Here is a 19,265-nt window from a genome sequence, read left to right as displayed (position 1 = left end):
TTAAGCTTCTCCTTTTTGAGATTCGTTATTTAAAAATTGTTCTAATGCTAAAATATCAGGAATAAGTACTTGCCTTGCTTTACTGCCTTCAAACTGACCTACTATTCCAGCTGCTTCTAATTGATCAATAATTCTACCAGCTCTATTATATCCTAATTTTAATTTTCTTTGAATTAAAGATGCGGAACCCTGCTGTGCTATTACAATAACTTCAGCAGCTTCACGGAACTTAGCATCTCTTTCTGAAATGTTATAATCAACAGTTGTGCCAGAATCTTCACCTACATATTCTGGTAATAAATGTGCATCTGGATAAGCTCTTTGCGAACCTATAAATTCTGTTATTTTAGCAACCTCTGGAGTGTCTACAAAAGCACATTGTATTCTTGTAACATCATTACCTTGTGTGTATAGCATATCTCCACGACCAATTAATTGATCGGCGCCTTGTGCATCTAAAATAGTTCTAGAGTCTATTTTAGAGGTTACCCTAAAAGCAATACGTGCTGGGAAATTTGCCTTTATAATACCAGTTATAACATTTACAGAAGGTCTTTGCGTTGCTATAATTAGGTGAATACCAATGGCACGAGCTAATTGTGCTAAACGCGCTATAGGCGTTTCTACTTCTTTCCCTGCGGTCATAATTAAATCTGCAAACTCATCAATTACCAAAACGATATAAGGTAAAAATTTATGCCCTTCATTTGGGTTTAATTTTCGCGCCTTAAATTTCTCATTGTATTCTTTAATATTACGAACTAAAGCAACTTTTAATAATTCATACCTATTATCCATCTCTATACAAAGTGAATTTAAGGTGTGAATTACTTTTGTATTATCAGTAATAATAGCATCTTCTGAATCTGGTAGTTTTGCTAAAAAGTGACGTTCTATTTTATTAAAAAGGGTTAATTCTACCTTTTTTGGATCAATTAATACAAATTTTACTTCTGCGGGGTGTTTTTTATAAAGTAGTGAAGTTAATACAGCATTTAAACCAACAGATTTACCTTGCCCAGTTGCACCAGCCATTAAAAGATGGGGCATCTTTGCAAGATCAACTACAAAAGTTTCATTACTTATTGTTTTACCAAATGCAATGGGTAATTGCATTTCTGCTTTCTGAAATTTACTTGATGTAATAACGGAACGCATAGAAACTATTGTTGCGTTTTTGTTAGGAACTTCAATACCAATAGTTCCTTTGCCAGGTATTGGAGCAATAATTCTAATTCCTAATGCTGCTAAAGACAATGCAATATCGTCCTCTAAATTTTTAATTTTAGAAATGCGCACTCCAGCTTCCGGAACAATTTCATATAGTGTAACTGTAGGGCCAATGGTAGCTTTTATTTGCGCAATACCAATTTTGTAGTTTTTTAAAGTTTCTACAATTTTATTTTTATTTTCTTCTAATTCTTCTTGGTTGATTGTAATTCCTCCAGATACACCATGTTGGTCTAATAAATCAATGTTTGGAAATTTATAATTTCCTAACTCTAAAGTCGGATCAAATTCCCCATAATCTTCCACGAGTTTATCGGATAAGTTTTTCTTTTCTTCTTTTTCTACTACCACTTCTTTAATTTCCATAGCTAAATTTTCTTCTATAGATTCTTCTTCTACAGGAATACTAACTTCAAAACCATCAGTAGTTGTAATTTCGGGTGCTATTTTTGGAATATCTTTCTTGTGTGTATAGGTGTCAATAATAATTTCTTTTGAAGTATCTTCTGTAGTGGCAAATGATGGATTATTTGTAGCATTGTCGCTAGTATTGAATTCTGCTTTTAAATCTTTTTGTTTTTTTTGCAAAAAGGATAAAGCAGGTAGTGTTGTTAGTTGAAATCTTTTTACGAGAATAAAAATTAAACCGAATACTAAAAGTAATAAAACACCTATTTTACCACTATAATCCTGTAAAAAATCATTCATTTCAGAACCAACTAATCCGCCTAATAAAGGTCTAGATGCAGCAAAAAAGCCAAGTGCTATAGAAATCCAAATGACAAAAACTAAACCCCAAACCCATCTTTTTAATAGATTTTTTCGATCAAGATTTAAAAAAAGATGCAATCCAGAAACAAAGATCAATCCGGGAAAAATAAGCGATGCTAAACCAAAACCTTTGAACATAAAAATATGACTAATTCCGGCGCCAATTTTATTTAGTAAGTTATTAGCGGGTTCATTTCTATTGGCAAAATCATATAGAATACTTTGATCATCTTTCCAGGTAAAATAGAATGAAATAAAAGAAATGAAAAGAGCAATGCTAAGAATCATAAAAAAACTACCCAAAATAATTTTATTCTGTTTGGATAGGGTATAGGATGCCTTTTTTTTTGGAGTAGCTGTTTTTGACTTTTTTGTCTTTTTTGCCATAAAATGTTCATCTTCTTTGAGGCTAAATTACAAATTTACATCAGAATTTGTGGTATCTTTTACGTTTAGCCTTCAAATAGTTATACAGTGTTTCTTCAATATAATTAAAACTCTTAACACTATAAAATAGTATGATTTTACTGCTATATTTATCAAAAAATTAGATTAGAATATTTTGGGGATATAAATAATGAGTCCTATAATAGATGAGGCAATAGAAACCAACATTACTGCTCCAGCGGCTATATCCTTAATAAATCCAATTTTAGGATCAAATTCTGGTTGTATATAATCGCAAATTTTTTCTATTGCTGTATTTGCCCCTTCAATACCCATTACTAAACCAATCGCAAAGATTTGTATAATCCACTCGGTTTCTGATATGTTATAATAAAAACCAGCAATGGTAACCATTATAGCTATAGCAACTTGAATTTTTATGCTAGCTTCTGTTTTTATTAAAAGGTAGGCTCCGCGAAAAGCGAAGCCTATACTTTTTATTCTATTTACTAAAAAAGAATCTTTAGGCATTTATTAAGGCATCTAAAGCGGCTTTGTAATTAGGCTCATCAACAATTTCTGGAACTTGTTCTGTATACACTATATTTCCGCTTTCATTTAAAACAACTACAGCTCTAGAGTGTAGGCTTTCTAGTGGTCCATCGGAAAAACTTACGCCATAATTTTTTCCAAAATTACCATTTTTAAAATCAGATAGCATTTCTACATTTTTAATGCCTTCTGCTCCACAAAAACGGGCTTGTGCAAACGGTAAATCTTTAGAAACACATAATACGGTAGTGTTTTCTAATTCTGCTGCTTCTGTATTAAATTGTCGTACAGATTGTGCACATGTGCCAGTATCTATACTTGGAAATATATTTAGTACTACTTTTTTTCCTTTGTAATTGGCTAAGGATACTTCTGATAAATCTTCTTTTACCATAGTAAATTCTGGCGCATTTTGCCCTGCTGCTGGCAAGTTACCAATAGTATGAATTTCATTTCCTTTTAATGTTACTGTAGCCATTTTTATTTGTTTTTTAAATTAGCTGTGAAAGTAAAAAAAAATGCTTAGCAAAATGTTATTAGAAATACGAAATTTTTTATAAAATTTCTTTGAAATGGTACTTTGCTAGATGTTTAACATTGTTATTTTTTTACCAATTGTCTTATTTTAATATTGAAAGCTGCGAAAAGTAATGTGGTTATTGGACTTAACCAATTAAATATAGCATATAATGCATATTCTCCCACGCCAACGCCTAATACACTAGATTGATAGGCGCCACAAGTATTCCATGGTATTAGCACTGAAGTAACAGTACCAGAATCTTCCAGAGTTCTACTTAAATTTTCGGGCGCTAGACCTTTATCTTCATATGCTTTTTTAAACATTTTACCTGGGATAACTAAGGCGAGGTACTGATCACTTGCTACTACATTTAATCCTAAACAACTCACTACAGTACTTGCAAATAAACCAAATACAGAACTAGCTACAGAAAGTAGAGCTTTTGTAATTCTTGCCAAAGCACCGATACCATCCATAATACCACCAAAAACCATAGCGCAGATAATGAGCAAGATGGTCCAGATCATTCCTGCCATTCCACCAGCGCTGAATAGTTTTTTTAATCTTTTTATAGTAATTAATTTATTTAAGCTGTCAACTTTATTTTTTAAAACAGTAGTTTCTAGTTTTTCAGAAGCAAAGACCTTTTCTAAGTCAGCATTGGTGTAATTTTTATCTAAATCATCATCAGTAAATATATTTTTTAAATCGTTATGCTCATTTAATAGTTTTATTTCTTGTTCAGTAAAAGATGCTACATATGCTGCATCGTCTATTTGAACGCTAGTATCTGTAAAAATTGAAGTAAATAAAGCGGTTACCTCAGATTCATTTAATTTTTTAAGCACATTGGTTTGAAAAATCATTGCAAAAATTGCAGCTAATCCAACACCAACACCAAGTGCAATTAATGGCTTAGTTTTTAAAACGATTAGTAGAATAACTACGGCAGGAACTATAAAAAGATAGGGCGTAACATTAAAATTAGTTTGTATAGTCTCTAATATAAAAGACGTATCGGTACCACCTGTAGTATCAATGCTTAGATTTATAATACTGAATACTACTAGTGTAATCACTACAGTTGGTACAGTAGTAAATGCCATATATTTAATATGAGTAAATAAGTCAGTCCCAGCCATAGCAGGGGCTAAGTTGGTAGTATCACTCAGAGGCGACATTTTATCACCAAAATAAGCTCCAGAAATAACAGCTCCTGCTATCATGCCACTAGGAATTCCTAAAGCAGCACCAATACCAACTAAGGCTATCCCAACGGTAGCAGAAGTCGTCCAAGAACTACCAGTAGCTATAGAGATTATTGCTGCGATAATAACTGATGCTGGTAAAAAAATACTTGGATTTAGCACTTGTAAACCATAATATACCATTGCAGGAATAATGCCACTAACTAACCAAGTACCTGCTAAAGCACCAACTAAAAAAAGAATCATTATAGGCATTAAAACACTTTTTAAGTTTGCCCATATTTCTTTTCCCATGGCTACTATAGTAGCTTTATTATAAAGCCCAACAATAGCTGCAAATGCACCACCAATTAATAAAATATATTGATTAGAATATCCTCCAAAAACTTCTCCGCCAGCAAAAAATATATTGTATGCTAGCATTCCCATTAGTAGGATAACAGGAATTAAAGCCTCCCAAATACTAAGTTCTTTATTTTCTACTATATGATCATTTTGCTCCTCTAATGATTCGTTATTATGGTCTTGCATCAATCGTATTTTAGTTCTTTGTAATATTACGATTTTGCATAATCTAAAGCAAAAAATTAAACGCTAACTATATCTTTTTGCAAAATACCTAAATCTACCATACAAGATTTCATGGTTTCATAAGTTCTTTGGATATTGCTATCTAGTCCTATAGAAAAGCGTATTAAACCTTCTGATAATCCCATTTGTTGTTGCTCTTCCAATGGTATTTCTGATGAAGTTGAAGTGCCAGGAGCACTAAATAATGTTTTGTAAAACCCTAAGCTAACGGCTAAATACCCTAAATTTTTATGCTGCATTAATTCCATCAATGCGTTTGCTTTTTCTAAAGAACCAACATTAAGAGTAAGTAAACCTCCATAGCCATATGCTGTATTCATTTGCCTGTTCATAATTGCATAACCTTGGTGCGATGCTAGTCCGGGATAAGAAACTTTGAGACCATCTTTTTCAAATTTTTGAGCTAAAAACAACGCATTTTCACTATGCTTCTGTATTCTAATATGTAATGTTCTCATATTTTTTAGAATAGAGGAAGCTCTAAGGCTATCTAAAGTACTCCCTAAAAGCATTCCTGCTCCGCTATTTACATCTTTTAAAGCCAAACAAAACGCAGTTGTACCACACACCACTCCGGCAACACAATCACTGGTACCATTAATAAATTTTGTTAAACTATGAATAACGATATCTGCACCTAATTTTCCAGGCGCTATCGATAAAGGCGTAAAAGTATTGTCTACAACTAATGGCAAATTGTATTTTTTTGCCAAATTTGCCAACGCTTTAATATCAGTTACTTCTAAAAGCGGATTGCTTACTGCTTCGCAGTAGATCATTTTAGTCTGTTTAGTAATTGCTTTTTCAACAGCTTTGATATTTGTAGTATCAACAAAAGAAGTATTGATATGAAATTTCTTTAAAAAGTTTTTCATAAATGCATAGGTACCACCATAAATAGTTCTACTGCTTACAATATGTTCTCCTGCATTTGCCAATTGCAAAATTACAGAAGTGATGGCACCCATTCCACTAGCATACACATTTGCAGTTTCGGTGCCTTCTAATGCTGCTAAGGCTTCCCCTAAGTATAAGTTAGAAGGAGAGGAGTGTCTGCTATACAAGTAACACCCTTCTGTATTCCCCTCAAAAGTATCAAACATTGTTTTTGCAGATAAAAAAGTATATGTAGAAGAATCTGAAATAGAGGGGTTTACGCCTCCATATTCTCCAAAATATTGCAAATCTTGTATGTGATCCTCGGCCTTATAATTCATAGTGAAAAGTTTAAAAGTGTATGTTGATATTAAGAAATAGTACTATTAGAGTAGTTAATTTATGAGGAGCTGAGAACTATTAGATTTCTAATAGTTCTTTAGCTCAATCACTTAAGAAACTATAATTTAAATTAGTCAGTATAAACTTAAAGTATTATAATTTTATTTTCAATATAAAATAAAAATAGATGAAAATAAATCTATTTATTTTAATTAAATTAGATTTTAAATTTAATATTCTTTAAGTTTAATTATTAATAATGAAAATTTGTCTGTATGAAATTTGATGCGATAGATGTGCAATTACTAGCACTTTTACAAGAAGATTGTAAAAAGACCACAAAAGAGTATGCTAATAAGCTAAATTTATCAGTAACAGCTGTTTATGAGCGCATTAAACGTTTAGAAAAGACAGCCGTGATTAAAAATTATGTTGCCTTAATAGACAAACAAAAAGTTAAAAAAGCGTTTACCATACTTTGTCATGTAAAGTTAGCGCAACATACAAAAGAATTTGTACATCGTTTTGAACGAGAGGTTATTAAATTAGAAGAAGTGGTAGAGTGTTTTCATATCAGTGGGGATTATGATTATATTTTAAAAATTCATGTTACAGATATGCAAGCCTATAGAGATTTTATGGTTGCAAAACTAACGGCAATTAGCCATATTAGAAGTACTCAAAGTTCTTTTGTAATTACAGAGGTAAAGAACACGACTGTAATATCAATTTAGAAGAACTATTATTATTTTGAGACGCAAATTTGATTAATAGGTTTCAATAAAAAAAGAAATTACGAATAGAATAGTATAAGTTTAGACTTGTTTCGTTTTTAAAACAGAAAATAGTACTAATTTTGTGGAGCAGATAAAAATTTAAATATTTATGAGTTTATATGATGTAGCCGTTATTGGCTCTGGACCTGGAGGATATGTTGCAGCAATACGTTGTGCGCAATTAGGAATGAAAGTAGCAATAATAGAAAAGTATAGTACCTTAGGCGGTACTTGCCTAAATGTAGGTTGTATACCATCTAAAGCATTGTTAGATTCTTCTCATCATTATGAAGATGCAATAAAACATTTTGAAGAGCATGGAATTGAAATACCAGGAGAAGTAAAAATCAATTTAGAAAAAATGATTTCCCGTAAACAAGGAGTGGTAGATATGACCACCAAGGGGATTGAATTTTTAATGGATAAAAATAAGATTGCTGTTTTTCAGGGTTTAGGTAGTTTTAAGGATGCTACACATATAACAATAACAAAATCGGATGGTGACGCTGAAACCATTGAAGCCAAAAAAATTATTATAGCAACTGGTTCAAAACCATCTATCTTACCTTTTATAACCTTAGATAAAGAACGTGTTATAACTTCAACAGAAGCTCTAAAATTAAAAGAAGTGCCAAAACACATGATTATTATTGGTGGTGGTGTTATTGGTTTAGAACTAGGGCAAGTATATAAAAGATTAGGAGCAGAAGTTACTGTTGTGGAGTATATGGATCGTATCGTAGCTGGTATGGATGCTGCGCTTTCTAAAGAACTAATGAAAGCGATGAAAAAACAGAAAGTAAAATTTGCGTTATCCCACAAAGTTAAATCTGTAGAACGTAATGGAAATGAAGTTATCGTAAAGGCAGATGATAAAAAAGGGAAAGAAATAACATTTACTGGCGATTATTGTTTAGTTGCTGTTGGACGTAGCCCCTATACAGACGGATTGAATCTTGCTGCTGCAGGTGTAAAAATGGATGATAGAAATAGAGTAGAAGTAAATGCTCAGTTACAAACTAATGTAAGTAATATATATGCTATAGGTGATGTAGTTAAAGGAGCAATGCTAGCGCATAAAGCATCTGAGGAAGGAACTTTAGTAGCAGAAGTTCTTGCCGGGCAAAAACCACATATAGATTATAACTTAATTCCGGGTGTGGTATATACTTGGCCAGAAGTAGCAGCTGTTGGAAAAACAGAAGAAGAATTAAAGGAAGCTGGAGTCGCTTATAAAACAGGACAATTTCCAATGAGAGCTTTAGGAAGATCTAGGGCTAGCATGGATACAGATGGTTTTGTAAAGATTTTAGCTGATGCAAAAACAGATGAAGTGCTAGGTGTGCATATGGTAGGTGCACGTTGTGCAGATTTAATTTCTGAAGCAGTAGTTGCTATGGAGTTTAGGGCGTCGGCGGAAGATATTGCACGTATGAGTCATGCACATCCTACCTATGCTGAAGCAGTAAAAGAGGCCGCATTAGCAGCTACAGAAGATAGAGCTTTGCATGTATAGGTAAGGAAATAATATTTATTTAAAAGACTAGTATTTTCATTAGAACATGCTAGTTTTTTTTTGAGTACTGCTCCAATGATATTTAAAAACTAAAAAAATAGAAGATTGTTTAAAAAGAATTATCAAATATTTATATGAAATTATACTATTGGATATAAACTTTTATTATTTTCAATAGCATCAAAAACACATAAGTGGTATAATATATTCGATGTCTCGTCTGTTTGTAGTTATTAGTGAATCATATAATATCATTAATAAATCATATGTTATGGTCTTATTAAATTGGTTTTTTTAACTTTACTATAGCAAATTAATAGTGCTGCATTAGCTTTTTTTGCTAAAAATTGCTTGAAGATTATTTAAATTAAATTGTAATACACATGAATAAAGTTTACCCCAAAATGTTGTTTTTTATTGCTCTTGTGGCATCACTAACAACTTTTTCCCAAACAGTTAATGTTAGTATTGATCTTGAAAAACAACGTTTTTTAGGAGCAGAATCTAACTTAGATAGAGCCAAGTATTTTAATATTCATGCTCTTAATGAAGAACCTGCTTTTCCTACTTTTCTTCGGGATAATAATGTAGGGGAAGGACGTCGTTTTTTTGGCCCTTTTGCGGATGGAAGCTTTACGAGTCCACGTGGTAATTTCCCTACCACTCCTGCAACTTCTGATGGTTTTGTTAGACCGGTAAGAAGATTTATTGCTACCGCTAATACTGGTGTATGGCAACCTTCTGATGATCCTGCTGCTGCTGCTCGTGCAGCAATTAGGTATTGGATCGATGAAGTAGATACACAAAATAGACCTGAGTTTTGGGAACCTTTTAACGAGCCTTTTATTAAAGCTGGTGGTTTTGAAGCAACTAGTGGTCTCACTAATTCACAAATTGTTACAAGAATGAGTGAGTGGTTTAGAGAAATGGCTAGAGAAGTACATGCAACACCTGAGTTAGCCAATATGAAAGTGATCGGTTTTTCTAGTGCTTTCCCTTCATATGCCAGAAGAGACTTTAGTGAAACTTGGCAAAATCATATGAAGAAATTTATTGATATCGCAGGAGTTGATATAGATGCATTATCAATTCACCCTTATGATGGGGTAAACCAAGTAGGGCAATCAAATGGTCGTTCTGGAAGTAATTCCGAAGCTATTTTAGATTTAGTAGAGACCTATACTGCTCAACTTTTTGGTACCCCTAAAAAAATAGCGATCACAGAATTTGGAGTAATAGGCGGTAACGACCCTTTTCCTCCAGGTCCTGCACCTGATTTTAATAATGAAGCGAGAAGTGCTGTCTCAATAGGTGGTTTTAATAATATGTTATTTAACTTTTTTGAACGTCAGGATAATATTGAAATCTGTATTCCTTTTACAACAGGGCGAGGTGATTTCTATTATAATAGTGGTTTTACTGCAGATGGCGGAGATGGAGATTTAAGACCATATCCACCAGCGTACCTTCGTCCAACAGAACTTTTCCCTAATGCGCCGTTTAGAAATAATGATTTTGTACTAACATTTAGAGCAAATTTCTACACATTTTGGAAAGACGTTAAAGGTGACCGTGCAAAAATCTTTAGTGACGATCTAGATGTACAGACACAAGCTTTTGTTGATGGAAATACAGTATATATAGCACTTAATAATTTAGATACTGTTGGTAAAACGGTAAATTTAAATTTTTTAAGTGGTGGATCAGGAATTACAAATGTTGTAACGTCATCAATTGTTACAAATGGAAATAATACGCCTATATTTGAACCTGGGATAAGTTCAAACAGTATTCCTGCTTCTGTACCACTATTAGTTGGAGAAACTAAAATCTTAACCATAACGTATAGTTCTCCTGTGAATTTTACGAGTAGCATTAGGAGGACCAAGTACTATGCTTCCACTTCAGAAGCGCCAACTGACAAAGCCCCTACTGTTCCAATTAGTGCAAATCAAGCAAGGACATTTACCCTAAGCAATGTTGTAAAAGGAACTACTGGAGATGCTACTTTAAGATTAAGTGTAGGAATTCCTTTGAGAACTGGTATTAATCCTAATTCTCCTGCGACTGGATTAAACAGGTTGCCTAGTCAGGTTACTTTTAATGGAACCCCATTAACTATTCCCAGTAATTGGAGAGGAGGCGATCAAGCCAATAGAGCTGATTTTTATGGGACTTTTGAGTTAAATGTACCTTTTAACATAGTGAATAATGGCACCAACACAGTTACCGTGACTTACGCACAAACTGGAGGACGTGTTGCAGCCGTGGTTTTATCTCTTGAAAACGATGAAGCGCCTTGTGTGCCAATGACACTTTATGCTGATGAAGATAATGACGGATTAGGAGATCCAAACGTTACCATACAGAGTTGTAGCCCAGTAAGAGGTTTTGTTGATAATGCAGATGATTTGTGTATTGATGATGCTGAAAATATTTGCTTGGCCATAAATATTCCTGGAATAGTAGAGGCCGAAGAATTTGTTGAAAATAGTGGAACAGTTGTAAATGCAGGTATTATTGAATCTATTAATAACGGAGATTCTTCTACATATGATGTTAATCTTTCAATACCTGGTAGTTTAGATTTAACTGTCCGTGCTAGTACTCCTGTAGGCGGTGGCGGTACTATTACTGTATTTAATGGTGTTAATGAGTTAGAAACTATAACGATAACAGATACTGGGGGAATTGGTAATTTTCAAGATTTCACTGGGGTTATTACACTTAATAATAGAGGGTTGAATAGACTACGTTTTGAATATAGTGGTGCCGCAGGTATTGACCTTTTTGCTATAGATTCTTTTGAATTTACAAGTAATGAAGCCTTTGTAGTATATACAAATCCTGAATCTAGTGAAATCGCTTTAACAATAACTAATAGTCAAACTATGTTTTCTATTGAGGTAGACTATGCAACATTAAAAACAACTCAATCTGTTGATTTAAATCTTAGAACGGGAACAACTGGTGTTACTGGTGGTTTTGCTTCTATTCGTCCAGGTGCAATTACAGCAGATAGAGGGACTTTTGAGGTAACATTAAGTGGTCCCTTGCCTGTAGGCGATTATGAAATGTTGATTTTTATTAATTCTCCTGGTGACTCACCACAATTTTTTGGAGGGCCTTCTCCTCAATTAAGGTTAAATGTTATTGAACCTGAAGTTACAGCAGCTGATGATGTAAGTAGAAGTAACCCAAGAGGAGCATCAATTGTTTTTAATATTTTAGCAAATGACACCAATGAAGCAGGTAATACACCATTGGCCAACGAAGTTCTTATAGATATAGATGTAAATACGGATGGTCAACAGACACAATTAATTGTTGGTAGTGAAGGTGTTTGGAATTATGATACTTCTAATGGGAATTTAACTTTTATGCCAAATACAGGTTTTATAGCTAACCCAACAGATATCACATATTCCTTAACAGAAATTGCAAATGGTTTATCAGATTTAGGAAATGTAAATTTTGAATATGTACAGGACCCAACAGCTACTAATGATACGAGTTTAAATAATGATGCAGGAGCAGTATCTGTTAATATTCTTGCAAATGATGTTTCTGATAACGGTGCTGGTTTAACAGCAACTCAAGTAACAGTTGATTTAGATCTGTCCACTCCTGAAATAGAAACAACATTAAGTGCTGGTGTTCTTGGAGATTGGTCATACAATACTGCTTCTGGAGTTTTAACTTTTACACCTTCAGCAGAATTTTCAGGTAACCCACCGGCAATAGCATATAGGCTTACAGAAACCGCTACTGGTTTAAGTGATACTGCATCAGTAACGATAACTTATAGAGAATTTACTTTGGCAGAATTTACTGTAACAAATACGGGAGAAACTTGTGCCAATAATAATGATGGATCCATTCTTATAAGTTCTTCTATTGTTGGAGATTTTACAGTAAATGTAACAGGCGCTGCAGCTTCTAACCAAGGCTTTACACAAAATGCAACTATAGATGGTTTAGCTGCAGGTGATTATCGTATAGAAATTACAGATAATAATTCTAACGAAGTATTTATATTTAATATTACTATTTCTGAGCCTCAAGATCTTTCAGTTAGCTCTAGAGTATCTCAAGTAAATAAAAGAGTTACTTTAGATTTCTCAGGAGGAGAGGAATACACTATTATTTTAAATGATACTGAATTTACAACAACAGAAACTAGTTTAACACTCCAATTGGAGGATGGTATAAACAGTATTTCTGTTCAAGCAGAAAAAGAGTGTCAAGGAAAATTTGATCAAAAAATTGTAATAGGTGCCATAACTGCTTATCCAAATCCGGTTGTTCATAATTTAATGATAGAAACAGGAACTACAGAAGAAGTAGAGATTAACGTTTTTAGTCTTTCAGGAACTTTATTAAGTTCTCAAAAATCTTCTTCAACTAATGGAGTTTCTTCAGTAGATATGCAAAATTTAGCCTCTGGTATTTATTTGGTAAAAGTAAATGCTCCTCAATCAACATCAACATTTAAAATTGTTAAATAATGAAAAAGATATTTTTAATTATAACGTTCGTTAGTTTATTTGCTTCCTGTGGTAGTTCAGGAGACGGAGGAGAAATGCCATCACCAACACCAACACCAACGCCAATGCCACCCACCGCAGTGGATCCACCTGCGCCAGCAAACTTGACATTTCCTATTAACGGAGAAATATGTGCGGAGGCAAAAGATTTAACAGGAAACGATGGTGATACAGACAGAACTTATACTATAACTCTTCGATGGACTGGAGATGCAAGTGCCAGTAATACTGTTACTTATACTGTTAATTTAACAAATAATGATACTAGTGATACCAATAGTCTTGAAACTACTGTAAATACCAGAGAGGTCACTTTAGATGTTACAGAAATAATTCCTCAAGGGAATTATACGTGGCAAGTAATAGCTTCTAAAAATGGGACAGATGAAACCGCTACCTCTACAGAGCAAACTTTTACGGCAGCAGGAGTAGCTTTAGTGTCATTTACACCAAGCACTGCAAACCCAATTAATCCTGATAGAAATGAAGTATTGGCAGCTAATACTACATCAGTAACATTAGAATGGGAAGGTAGTGATGCTAATAATGATATTATGGAATATGATGTATTTTTTGGTGATACAAACCCTCCAACTGATATGGTTAGAGTGCCTAGTAATATTACTACAAGAGATGTTACAACAACATCTAATACGATTTATTACTGGAGAGTAATTACCAGAGATGATGTAGGTAATGAATCTAGTTCAGCTATTTTTGAGTTTACAGTACAGTAACTTTAAAATAAATTAAAAGTTAAAACCTCCTAATTACAATTTGTAATTAGGAGGTTTTTTTATAACAACCCAACTGTTATTTTATTAATTTTGTATTAGGAAAAGCAGCTTTATAACCAAACCAAAATGCATTATGAGATGGCAAACGTTCCAAAGTATCTCCATTAGCGCTTTTCATTAGTTCTTCTGAGATAGTCCAATCTGTTCCATTCTCATCCATAGCAACATATCCGTCATATGTTGTAAAACGTAAGCCTTTATTTTTATAAACTCTGTGTGCTCCTGTATTGTCGGTAAAAACAACAAAACTTACATCCTTTATAGTAGAATGGTAAATAGGATGTTTTCTTAAAAACTTGCTAGCTATCGCTATATTTTCATCTTTTACTTCGGTTAAGCGTATGGCTAAGATTTCATCTTTATTCTTTAGACTTTTATCTATTTTAGGAATGGTAAACATTAATTCATCAGTTGCAAAATAATCTTTATAAGCATTTCCTTCTGCATAATTTCTTCTATGCCCAGTACTTAAGGATAATACTGTAGTTTCTGGATGTCTTTTTTTCCATTCTCCCCAAGTTGTGGTTACGGTGCTTAAATACTCTAATTTAATGCCTTTCCCAACTAATGGTCCAATAGCAGGTTCTCCTTCTAAAGTGCTCCATAAGGATTGCGTTTTTTTATCATACATTAATTTATTAGAGCGGTATAGAAAACCGCTAGTCCCTAATTCGTAATTAGTCCCTTTATGTGTGGTTTTATATAATATTGCAGTGCCACATAAGGTACAATATACTCCAGCAACGGGTACATCACCAACAGTATCTACAAACATTTCATGCCAAGCTAAAATACGTTTAGGATATGCTCTAGCATCACCGTTAACTTCTATTCCAAATACAATATTACTATCATCTAAATAAGTGGCTTGCGCTGCAGTAATCATTAAAGGGTTTCGTAAAGGAGGGATACCATCTTGTTTTACGCCTCCCCAACGTACTTCATCTAAACGAATAGTGCTTTGTTTTGCTCTCTCATTAAAATAAGCAGCAAATTTTGGGTCTATTTGCTGATGTATAATGGCTTTAAATTGATAATATTCTTCGGAATAACTTGCTTCTTTACTCCAAATGTATTGAAACCATTTATCAAAATCATCACCATAATATTTACGTGTTTTCTTTTCTAATATTTTTAACAATTTAGTGTAAGTGTTTTTATCTTGTGAGAAATAAAGTGTTTCTAAAAGCAGTATTTCATAAGCTTCTTTCCAATTTTCACTTATTTTACTAATAGTGTTATTTAAAACAACATTATCTTTTTCTATAAATAGGGTTAAAAAATCTTCTATCCCCACTTCTTCATCAATACTAATGGCAGGAGTACTATTTTTAGAAGTAGATGAAGATAAGTTATTGGAGAATCCAAAAAAGAAGAGGATAACTATACTTATTTTTAATTTCAATAGCATTTTGAGTGATTTTAATGAATCAGTCGAAAATAAAAATGAAGTCTTTCTAGTTTAAGAATATTTTGTGAGCATATTTATTGATATTTAAATACTTCTATATTAATCTTATAGCTCAACTCAATTGTATAAAAAAAGAAAACCTCGAGAGTCAATCTCGAGGTAGTTTGTTTTAAAAGTGCAAAAAAGAATTTCCTGAACTTTAAAAATATCATTTAATTGTTATGAGAACCATCACAATAAGGTGGGTTCTTTGTTAACTTACAAGTGCATAAATATGCTGATTTGTCTTCTTCTACTGAAAAACCCAATGATGGTGTTGCATTGTTAGCTCTATGTGAACCATCACAAAATGGTTGGTCTTTACTATGACTACAGGTACACCACGCATATTTCTTATCTTTTTCTAAGTCTACTTGTATTGGAGAAAATCTTTTATCGCTCATGTTTCTTATTTTTTTCTACTAAAATAATAGAAACATTTATAGAAAAGAATAGCAAGGCCTAATTCTTAACTAGTCTAAACAACTTTAAGAGGTAAATTCTAGCTTTTAAAAAGTATATTTTTATGAGTTTAAGTGTAAATAGAGACCACGGGTCTAATTTTAAAAGTGCTTTCTTTTGTATAGCCTGTATTTTAATGTTGATAATAGCTTTCTTATTTTCATACAGTAGGGCTAAGTAAGTACAGCTTATCATAAACAGTATTGCGCCAGAAATTGCCCATACTGGTGCTAAAGTATGATGTAAGAAAAAATACAAACCTAAACCAATAAAACTTCCATATAGTATAATAAAATGAATCACATAGATTGATAAGGTACTTGCACCGATTTTCAAAATAGTTGCATTCGTCATAAAACGTCTCAATAGCATAAAAATAGCAAAGACAATGAATACATCTCCTAAACGAATAAATAAATAGTTATTAAAATATACATCAGCCAATACTTGCATTTTTGTAAATCTTGCCAGTACCAGTAGAAGAGGAGAAGAACCATAAATGAGTGCAATTCCAAAAAGGAGAGCAGAAGAAATTGCTGCAGGATATAAATACCTGTAATTCTTGTATTTTGTAAATAATATTGCCATAAAAGCACCAAAAGAGGCATAGCCAAACCATGGCAGAATAGTAAAAATAGAACCGTTGTTTTTAGTAAAAAAATTAGCAAGCATTTTTGGTAAAAAGCTAAAATTATAGCTACTATAGATGGGTTCTAAAATAAATAACAGAACAGTTATTGTAAGTAATAGTATAGATAATAGTGTTTTTCTGGCTTTTGTAATTAGATATAAGCCTACAATACCTAAAATAGATAAACCTATACAATGAAGCACATCTATTTTATAGAATTCAGGATATATTTGACCAACTAATAAGCCAAAAAAGTTTAAACGGAGCAGGTATCCAATAACTATAAGTTGCAATCCTCGTTTAATACCCTTTTTTACTCTAGGATTATGAAACCCAATTGTATCTCCTTTTACAAGTAAGTAAGTAAATATAAAACCAGAAACAGTAAAAAATACAGGAGCCGTAATTCCTCTAAAATACTGCCATATAGAAAAGCCTAAATTAGTGTTGTCTCTAAAAGCATTGTCTAGTAAACCATCTATAAAGTGACCTTGCAACATCATAAGGATAGCCCATGCGCGCATTGCATCTACAAAATATAAGCGTGTTGTTTTTTTATCCACTTTATAATGATTCATTTTAAATAACCAATACTTAAACACCTTATTTATGATTTTAGTATAAATTTGGTTTCCCTATATACTTGTAATTGAGTATGTTTGGATGTTTATTTTGCAAAATTAGATAAAATATGTGCAATTAAATGGTATTTGAGGTATTTTCGTTGAATCAACGTATAAAAAGAGTATAAATGGCATTTATTTTAGCTTTTGCAGGTAGTAATTCATCTACTTCTATAAATTTTAAATTGGTGAAACATACTGTAAACACAATTAACGATAAGGATATAGAGCTTTTAAATATGGTGAACTTTCCTTTTCCGATGTATAGTGAAGATGAGGAGAAAAATAATGGTTTTTCAAATTCTTTAATAGAGTTTACAAATGATATAAAGCATGCAAAAGGACTTATTATTTCTGTTAATGAACATAATAGTAACCCATCAGCCTATTTTAAAAATGTCTTAGATTGGTGTTCAAGAGTAAACAAAAACTTTTTGGCAGACACGGCAGTTTTGTTAATGGCTACCTCTCCTGGAAAAAGAGGAGGAATTGGTGCTTTAGAAGTTACTGAGAAACTACTCCCACGATTAGGCGCTACAGCTATAGAAAGCTATTCTTTACCTTCATTTTACGATAATTTTGATGAACAAACTGGAATTACTGATCCAGAATTATCAAAAATGCATCAGGAGAAAGTAGCCTCTTTTTTAGCTAAACTCTAATTTATATTTTGCGAAAAATAACATCATTTTCAGTTTCTGACATTGAGAATTTTAAAGCTTCCCTTTTACAGTGGTCGCAGCAATTTTATGATGTAGTCTGGTTAGATAGTAATGGACATCATACAAAATACAGCTCTTTTAACGGAATACTTGCTGTAGATGCACTAACTGCAATAACAACAGATGCAACAGCCGCTTTTGAAGATTTAAAAACATACCAATCGGAAACGAAAGATTGGATTTTTGGCTACCTCTCTTATGATCTAAAGAATGATGTAGAAGAATTGACTTCTACAAATTTAGATGAGATAGCATTTCCAGATTTGCATTTTTTTCAACCTAAAAAGATAATTAGAATAGTAGGTGATACTATTGAATTCCACTATTTAAATATGGTTGATGATGAAATTGAGACCGATTTTATTGAAATACAAGAATATAACGCCTTTACTGAAGATAAGGAGAAAAGTCAAAGTCCTATAAAAATTAAAATGCGAATTTTTAAAGATGAGTATTTTAAGCAAGTGAAGGCACTTTTAGCACATATATACAGAGGAGATGTATATGAAGCAAATTTTTGCCAAGAGTTTTATGCCGAAAATTTTAAGATCCATCCTTTACAAACGTATCAAAAGTTAAATCGTATTTCTAAAGCTCCTTTTGCTACTTTTCTAAAGTTGAATACTAAGTATTTACTTTCTGCATCTCCAGAACGCTATTTAAAGAAAATAGGTCCAAAAATTATTTCTGAACCTATAAAAGGGACTGCAAAACGTTCAGATAATGAAAAAGAAGATATCGCCTTAAAATTAGCGCTCTCTCAAGACGAAAAAGAACGAGCAGAAAATATAATGATCGTAGATTTGGTTAGAAACGATTTGTCTAAAAGTGCTTTAAAGGGTTCTGTAACTGTAGAAGAGTTGTGTAAAGTCTATTCGTTTCAACAAGTACATCAAATGATATCTACAGTTACAGCACATGTAGCAGAAAAGAAGAATCCTGTAGAGATTATAAAAGAAACATTCCCTATGGGAAGTATGACAGGCGCTCCAAAAGTATCTGCCATGCAGATTATAGAAGAACTAGAACATTTTAAAAGAGGGCTGTACAGTGGTGCAGTTGGGTATTTTACACCAACAGGAGATTTTGATTTTAATGTAGTTATACGCAGTATTTTGTACGATGATGCCACACAATACACTTCTTTCTCTGTAGGGAGTGCTATTACCGCTAAAGCTGTACCCGAAAAAGAGTATGAAGAGTGCTTACTGAAAGCTAAAGCGATGCGAGAGGTGTTGGAGAGTTAGTGTTTTAGATTTGT

Annotated in this window: 14 protein-coding genes; 6 read left to right on the top strand and 8 right to left on the bottom strand. The window is 32.8% G+C overall.

The window, feature by feature from the left end; all coding sequences use genetic code 11:
* The 5 genes from ACZ451_RS15600 to ACZ451_RS15580 form a co-directional block, all read right to left on the bottom strand.
* On the bottom strand, nucleotides 1–2,388 hold the full coding sequence (locus tag ACZ451_RS15600) for an FtsK/SpoIIIE family DNA translocase (RefSeq protein WP_464214057.1): 2,388 nt from the start codon (nucleotides 2,386–2,388) through the stop codon (nucleotides 1–3).
* Between the two features lie 165 nt (nucleotides 2,389–2,553).
* Complete coding sequence (locus ACZ451_RS15595) at nucleotides 2,554–2,919, bottom strand: diacylglycerol kinase (RefSeq protein WP_464214055.1); 366 nt, start codon at nucleotides 2,917–2,919, stop codon at nucleotides 2,554–2,556.
* Nucleotides 2,912–3,418 carry a thiol peroxidase gene (gene tpx / locus ACZ451_RS15590; protein ID WP_464214053.1) on the bottom strand — a complete coding sequence of 169 codons (507 nt, stop codon included), beginning with the start codon at nucleotides 3,416–3,418 and terminating at the stop codon, nucleotides 2,912–2,914. The genes ACZ451_RS15595 and tpx overlap by 8 nt, the downstream gene beginning before the upstream one ends.
* A 122-nt stretch (nucleotides 3,419–3,540) precedes the next feature.
* Entirely contained in the window at nucleotides 3,541–5,202 is a 1,662-nt protein-coding gene (locus ACZ451_RS15585) for a Na+/H+ antiporter NhaC family protein (RefSeq protein ID WP_464214051.1), read from the bottom strand.
* Nucleotides 5,203–5,258: 56 nt separating this feature from the next.
* Nucleotides 5,259–6,479 (bottom strand): trans-sulfuration enzyme family protein, encoded by a 1,221-nt coding sequence (locus tag ACZ451_RS15580; RefSeq protein WP_464214049.1) that lies wholly within the window; start codon nucleotides 6,477–6,479, stop codon nucleotides 5,259–5,261.
* Nucleotides 6,480–6,755: 276 nt separating this feature from the next.
* Here ACZ451_RS15580 and ACZ451_RS15575 point away from each other — a divergent pair, with 276 nt between their 5' ends.
* The 4 genes from ACZ451_RS15575 (at nucleotide 6,756) to ACZ451_RS15560 (ending at nucleotide 14,056) form a co-directional block, all read left to right on the top strand.
* Entirely contained in the window at nucleotides 6,756–7,214 is a 459-nt protein-coding gene (locus ACZ451_RS15575) for an Lrp/AsnC family transcriptional regulator (RefSeq protein ID WP_464214047.1), read from the top strand.
* 151 nt (nucleotides 7,215–7,365) lie between these two features.
* On the top strand, nucleotides 7,366–8,772 hold the full coding sequence (lpdA, locus tag ACZ451_RS15570) for a dihydrolipoyl dehydrogenase (protein ID WP_464214045.1): 1,407 nt from the start codon (nucleotides 7,366–7,368) through the stop codon (nucleotides 8,770–8,772).
* Between the two features lie 383 nt (nucleotides 8,773–9,155).
* On the top strand, nucleotides 9,156–13,280 hold the full coding sequence (locus ACZ451_RS15565; RefSeq protein WP_464214043.1) for a T9SS type A sorting domain-containing protein: 4,125 nt from the start codon (nucleotides 9,156–9,158) through the stop codon (nucleotides 13,278–13,280).
* Nucleotides 13,280–14,056, top strand: a complete 777-nt coding sequence (locus ACZ451_RS15560) for a hypothetical protein (protein ID WP_464214041.1) — start codon at nucleotides 13,280–13,282, stop codon at nucleotides 14,054–14,056. Before ACZ451_RS15565 ends, ACZ451_RS15560 begins: the two co-directional genes overlap by 1 nt.
* A 76-nt stretch (nucleotides 14,057–14,132) precedes the next feature.
* Here the strand turns inward: ACZ451_RS15560 and ACZ451_RS15555 are convergent, their stop codons facing one another.
* The 3 genes from ACZ451_RS15555 to ACZ451_RS15545 all read right to left on the bottom strand — a co-directional run bounded on the left by ACZ451_RS15555 (nucleotide 14,133) and on the right by ACZ451_RS15545 (nucleotide 17,237).
* On the bottom strand, nucleotides 14,133–15,527 hold the full coding sequence (locus ACZ451_RS15555) for a DUF3179 domain-containing protein (protein ID WP_464214039.1): 1,395 nt from the start codon (nucleotides 15,525–15,527) through the stop codon (nucleotides 14,133–14,135).
* 212 nt (nucleotides 15,528–15,739) lie between these two features.
* The gene (locus tag ACZ451_RS15550; RefSeq protein WP_464214037.1) at nucleotides 15,740–15,970 is read right to left on the bottom strand and encodes a CDGSH iron-sulfur domain-containing protein; all 231 of its coding nucleotides are present in this window, start codon (nucleotides 15,968–15,970) and stop codon (nucleotides 15,740–15,742) included.
* A gap of 58 nt (nucleotides 15,971–16,028) precedes the next feature.
* Complete coding sequence (locus ACZ451_RS15545) at nucleotides 16,029–17,237, bottom strand: heparan-alpha-glucosaminide N-acetyltransferase domain-containing protein (RefSeq protein WP_464214035.1); 1,209 nt, start codon at nucleotides 17,235–17,237, stop codon at nucleotides 16,029–16,031.
* A 173-nt stretch (nucleotides 17,238–17,410) separates the two neighbouring features.
* Between ACZ451_RS15545 and ACZ451_RS15540 the strand changes: the two genes are divergently transcribed.
* Together ACZ451_RS15540 and ACZ451_RS15535 are read left to right on the top strand one after the other, a co-directional pair.
* Nucleotides 17,411–17,944 carry an NADPH-dependent FMN reductase gene (locus tag ACZ451_RS15540; protein WP_464214033.1) on the top strand — a complete coding sequence of 178 codons (534 nt, stop codon included), beginning with the start codon at nucleotides 17,411–17,413 and terminating at the stop codon, nucleotides 17,942–17,944.
* Nucleotides 17,945–17,952: 8 nt separating this feature from the next.
* The gene (locus ACZ451_RS15535) at nucleotides 17,953–19,251 is read left to right on the top strand and encodes an anthranilate synthase component I family protein (protein WP_464214031.1); all 1,299 of its coding nucleotides are present in this window, start codon (nucleotides 17,953–17,955) and stop codon (nucleotides 19,249–19,251) included.
* The last annotated feature ends 14 nt before the right edge of the window (nucleotides 19,252–19,265 follow it).

The sequence above is a fragment of the Allocellulophaga tsushimaensis genome (assembly GCF_055383085.1).
This window is presented reverse-complemented; position numbering and strand designations above follow the sequence as displayed.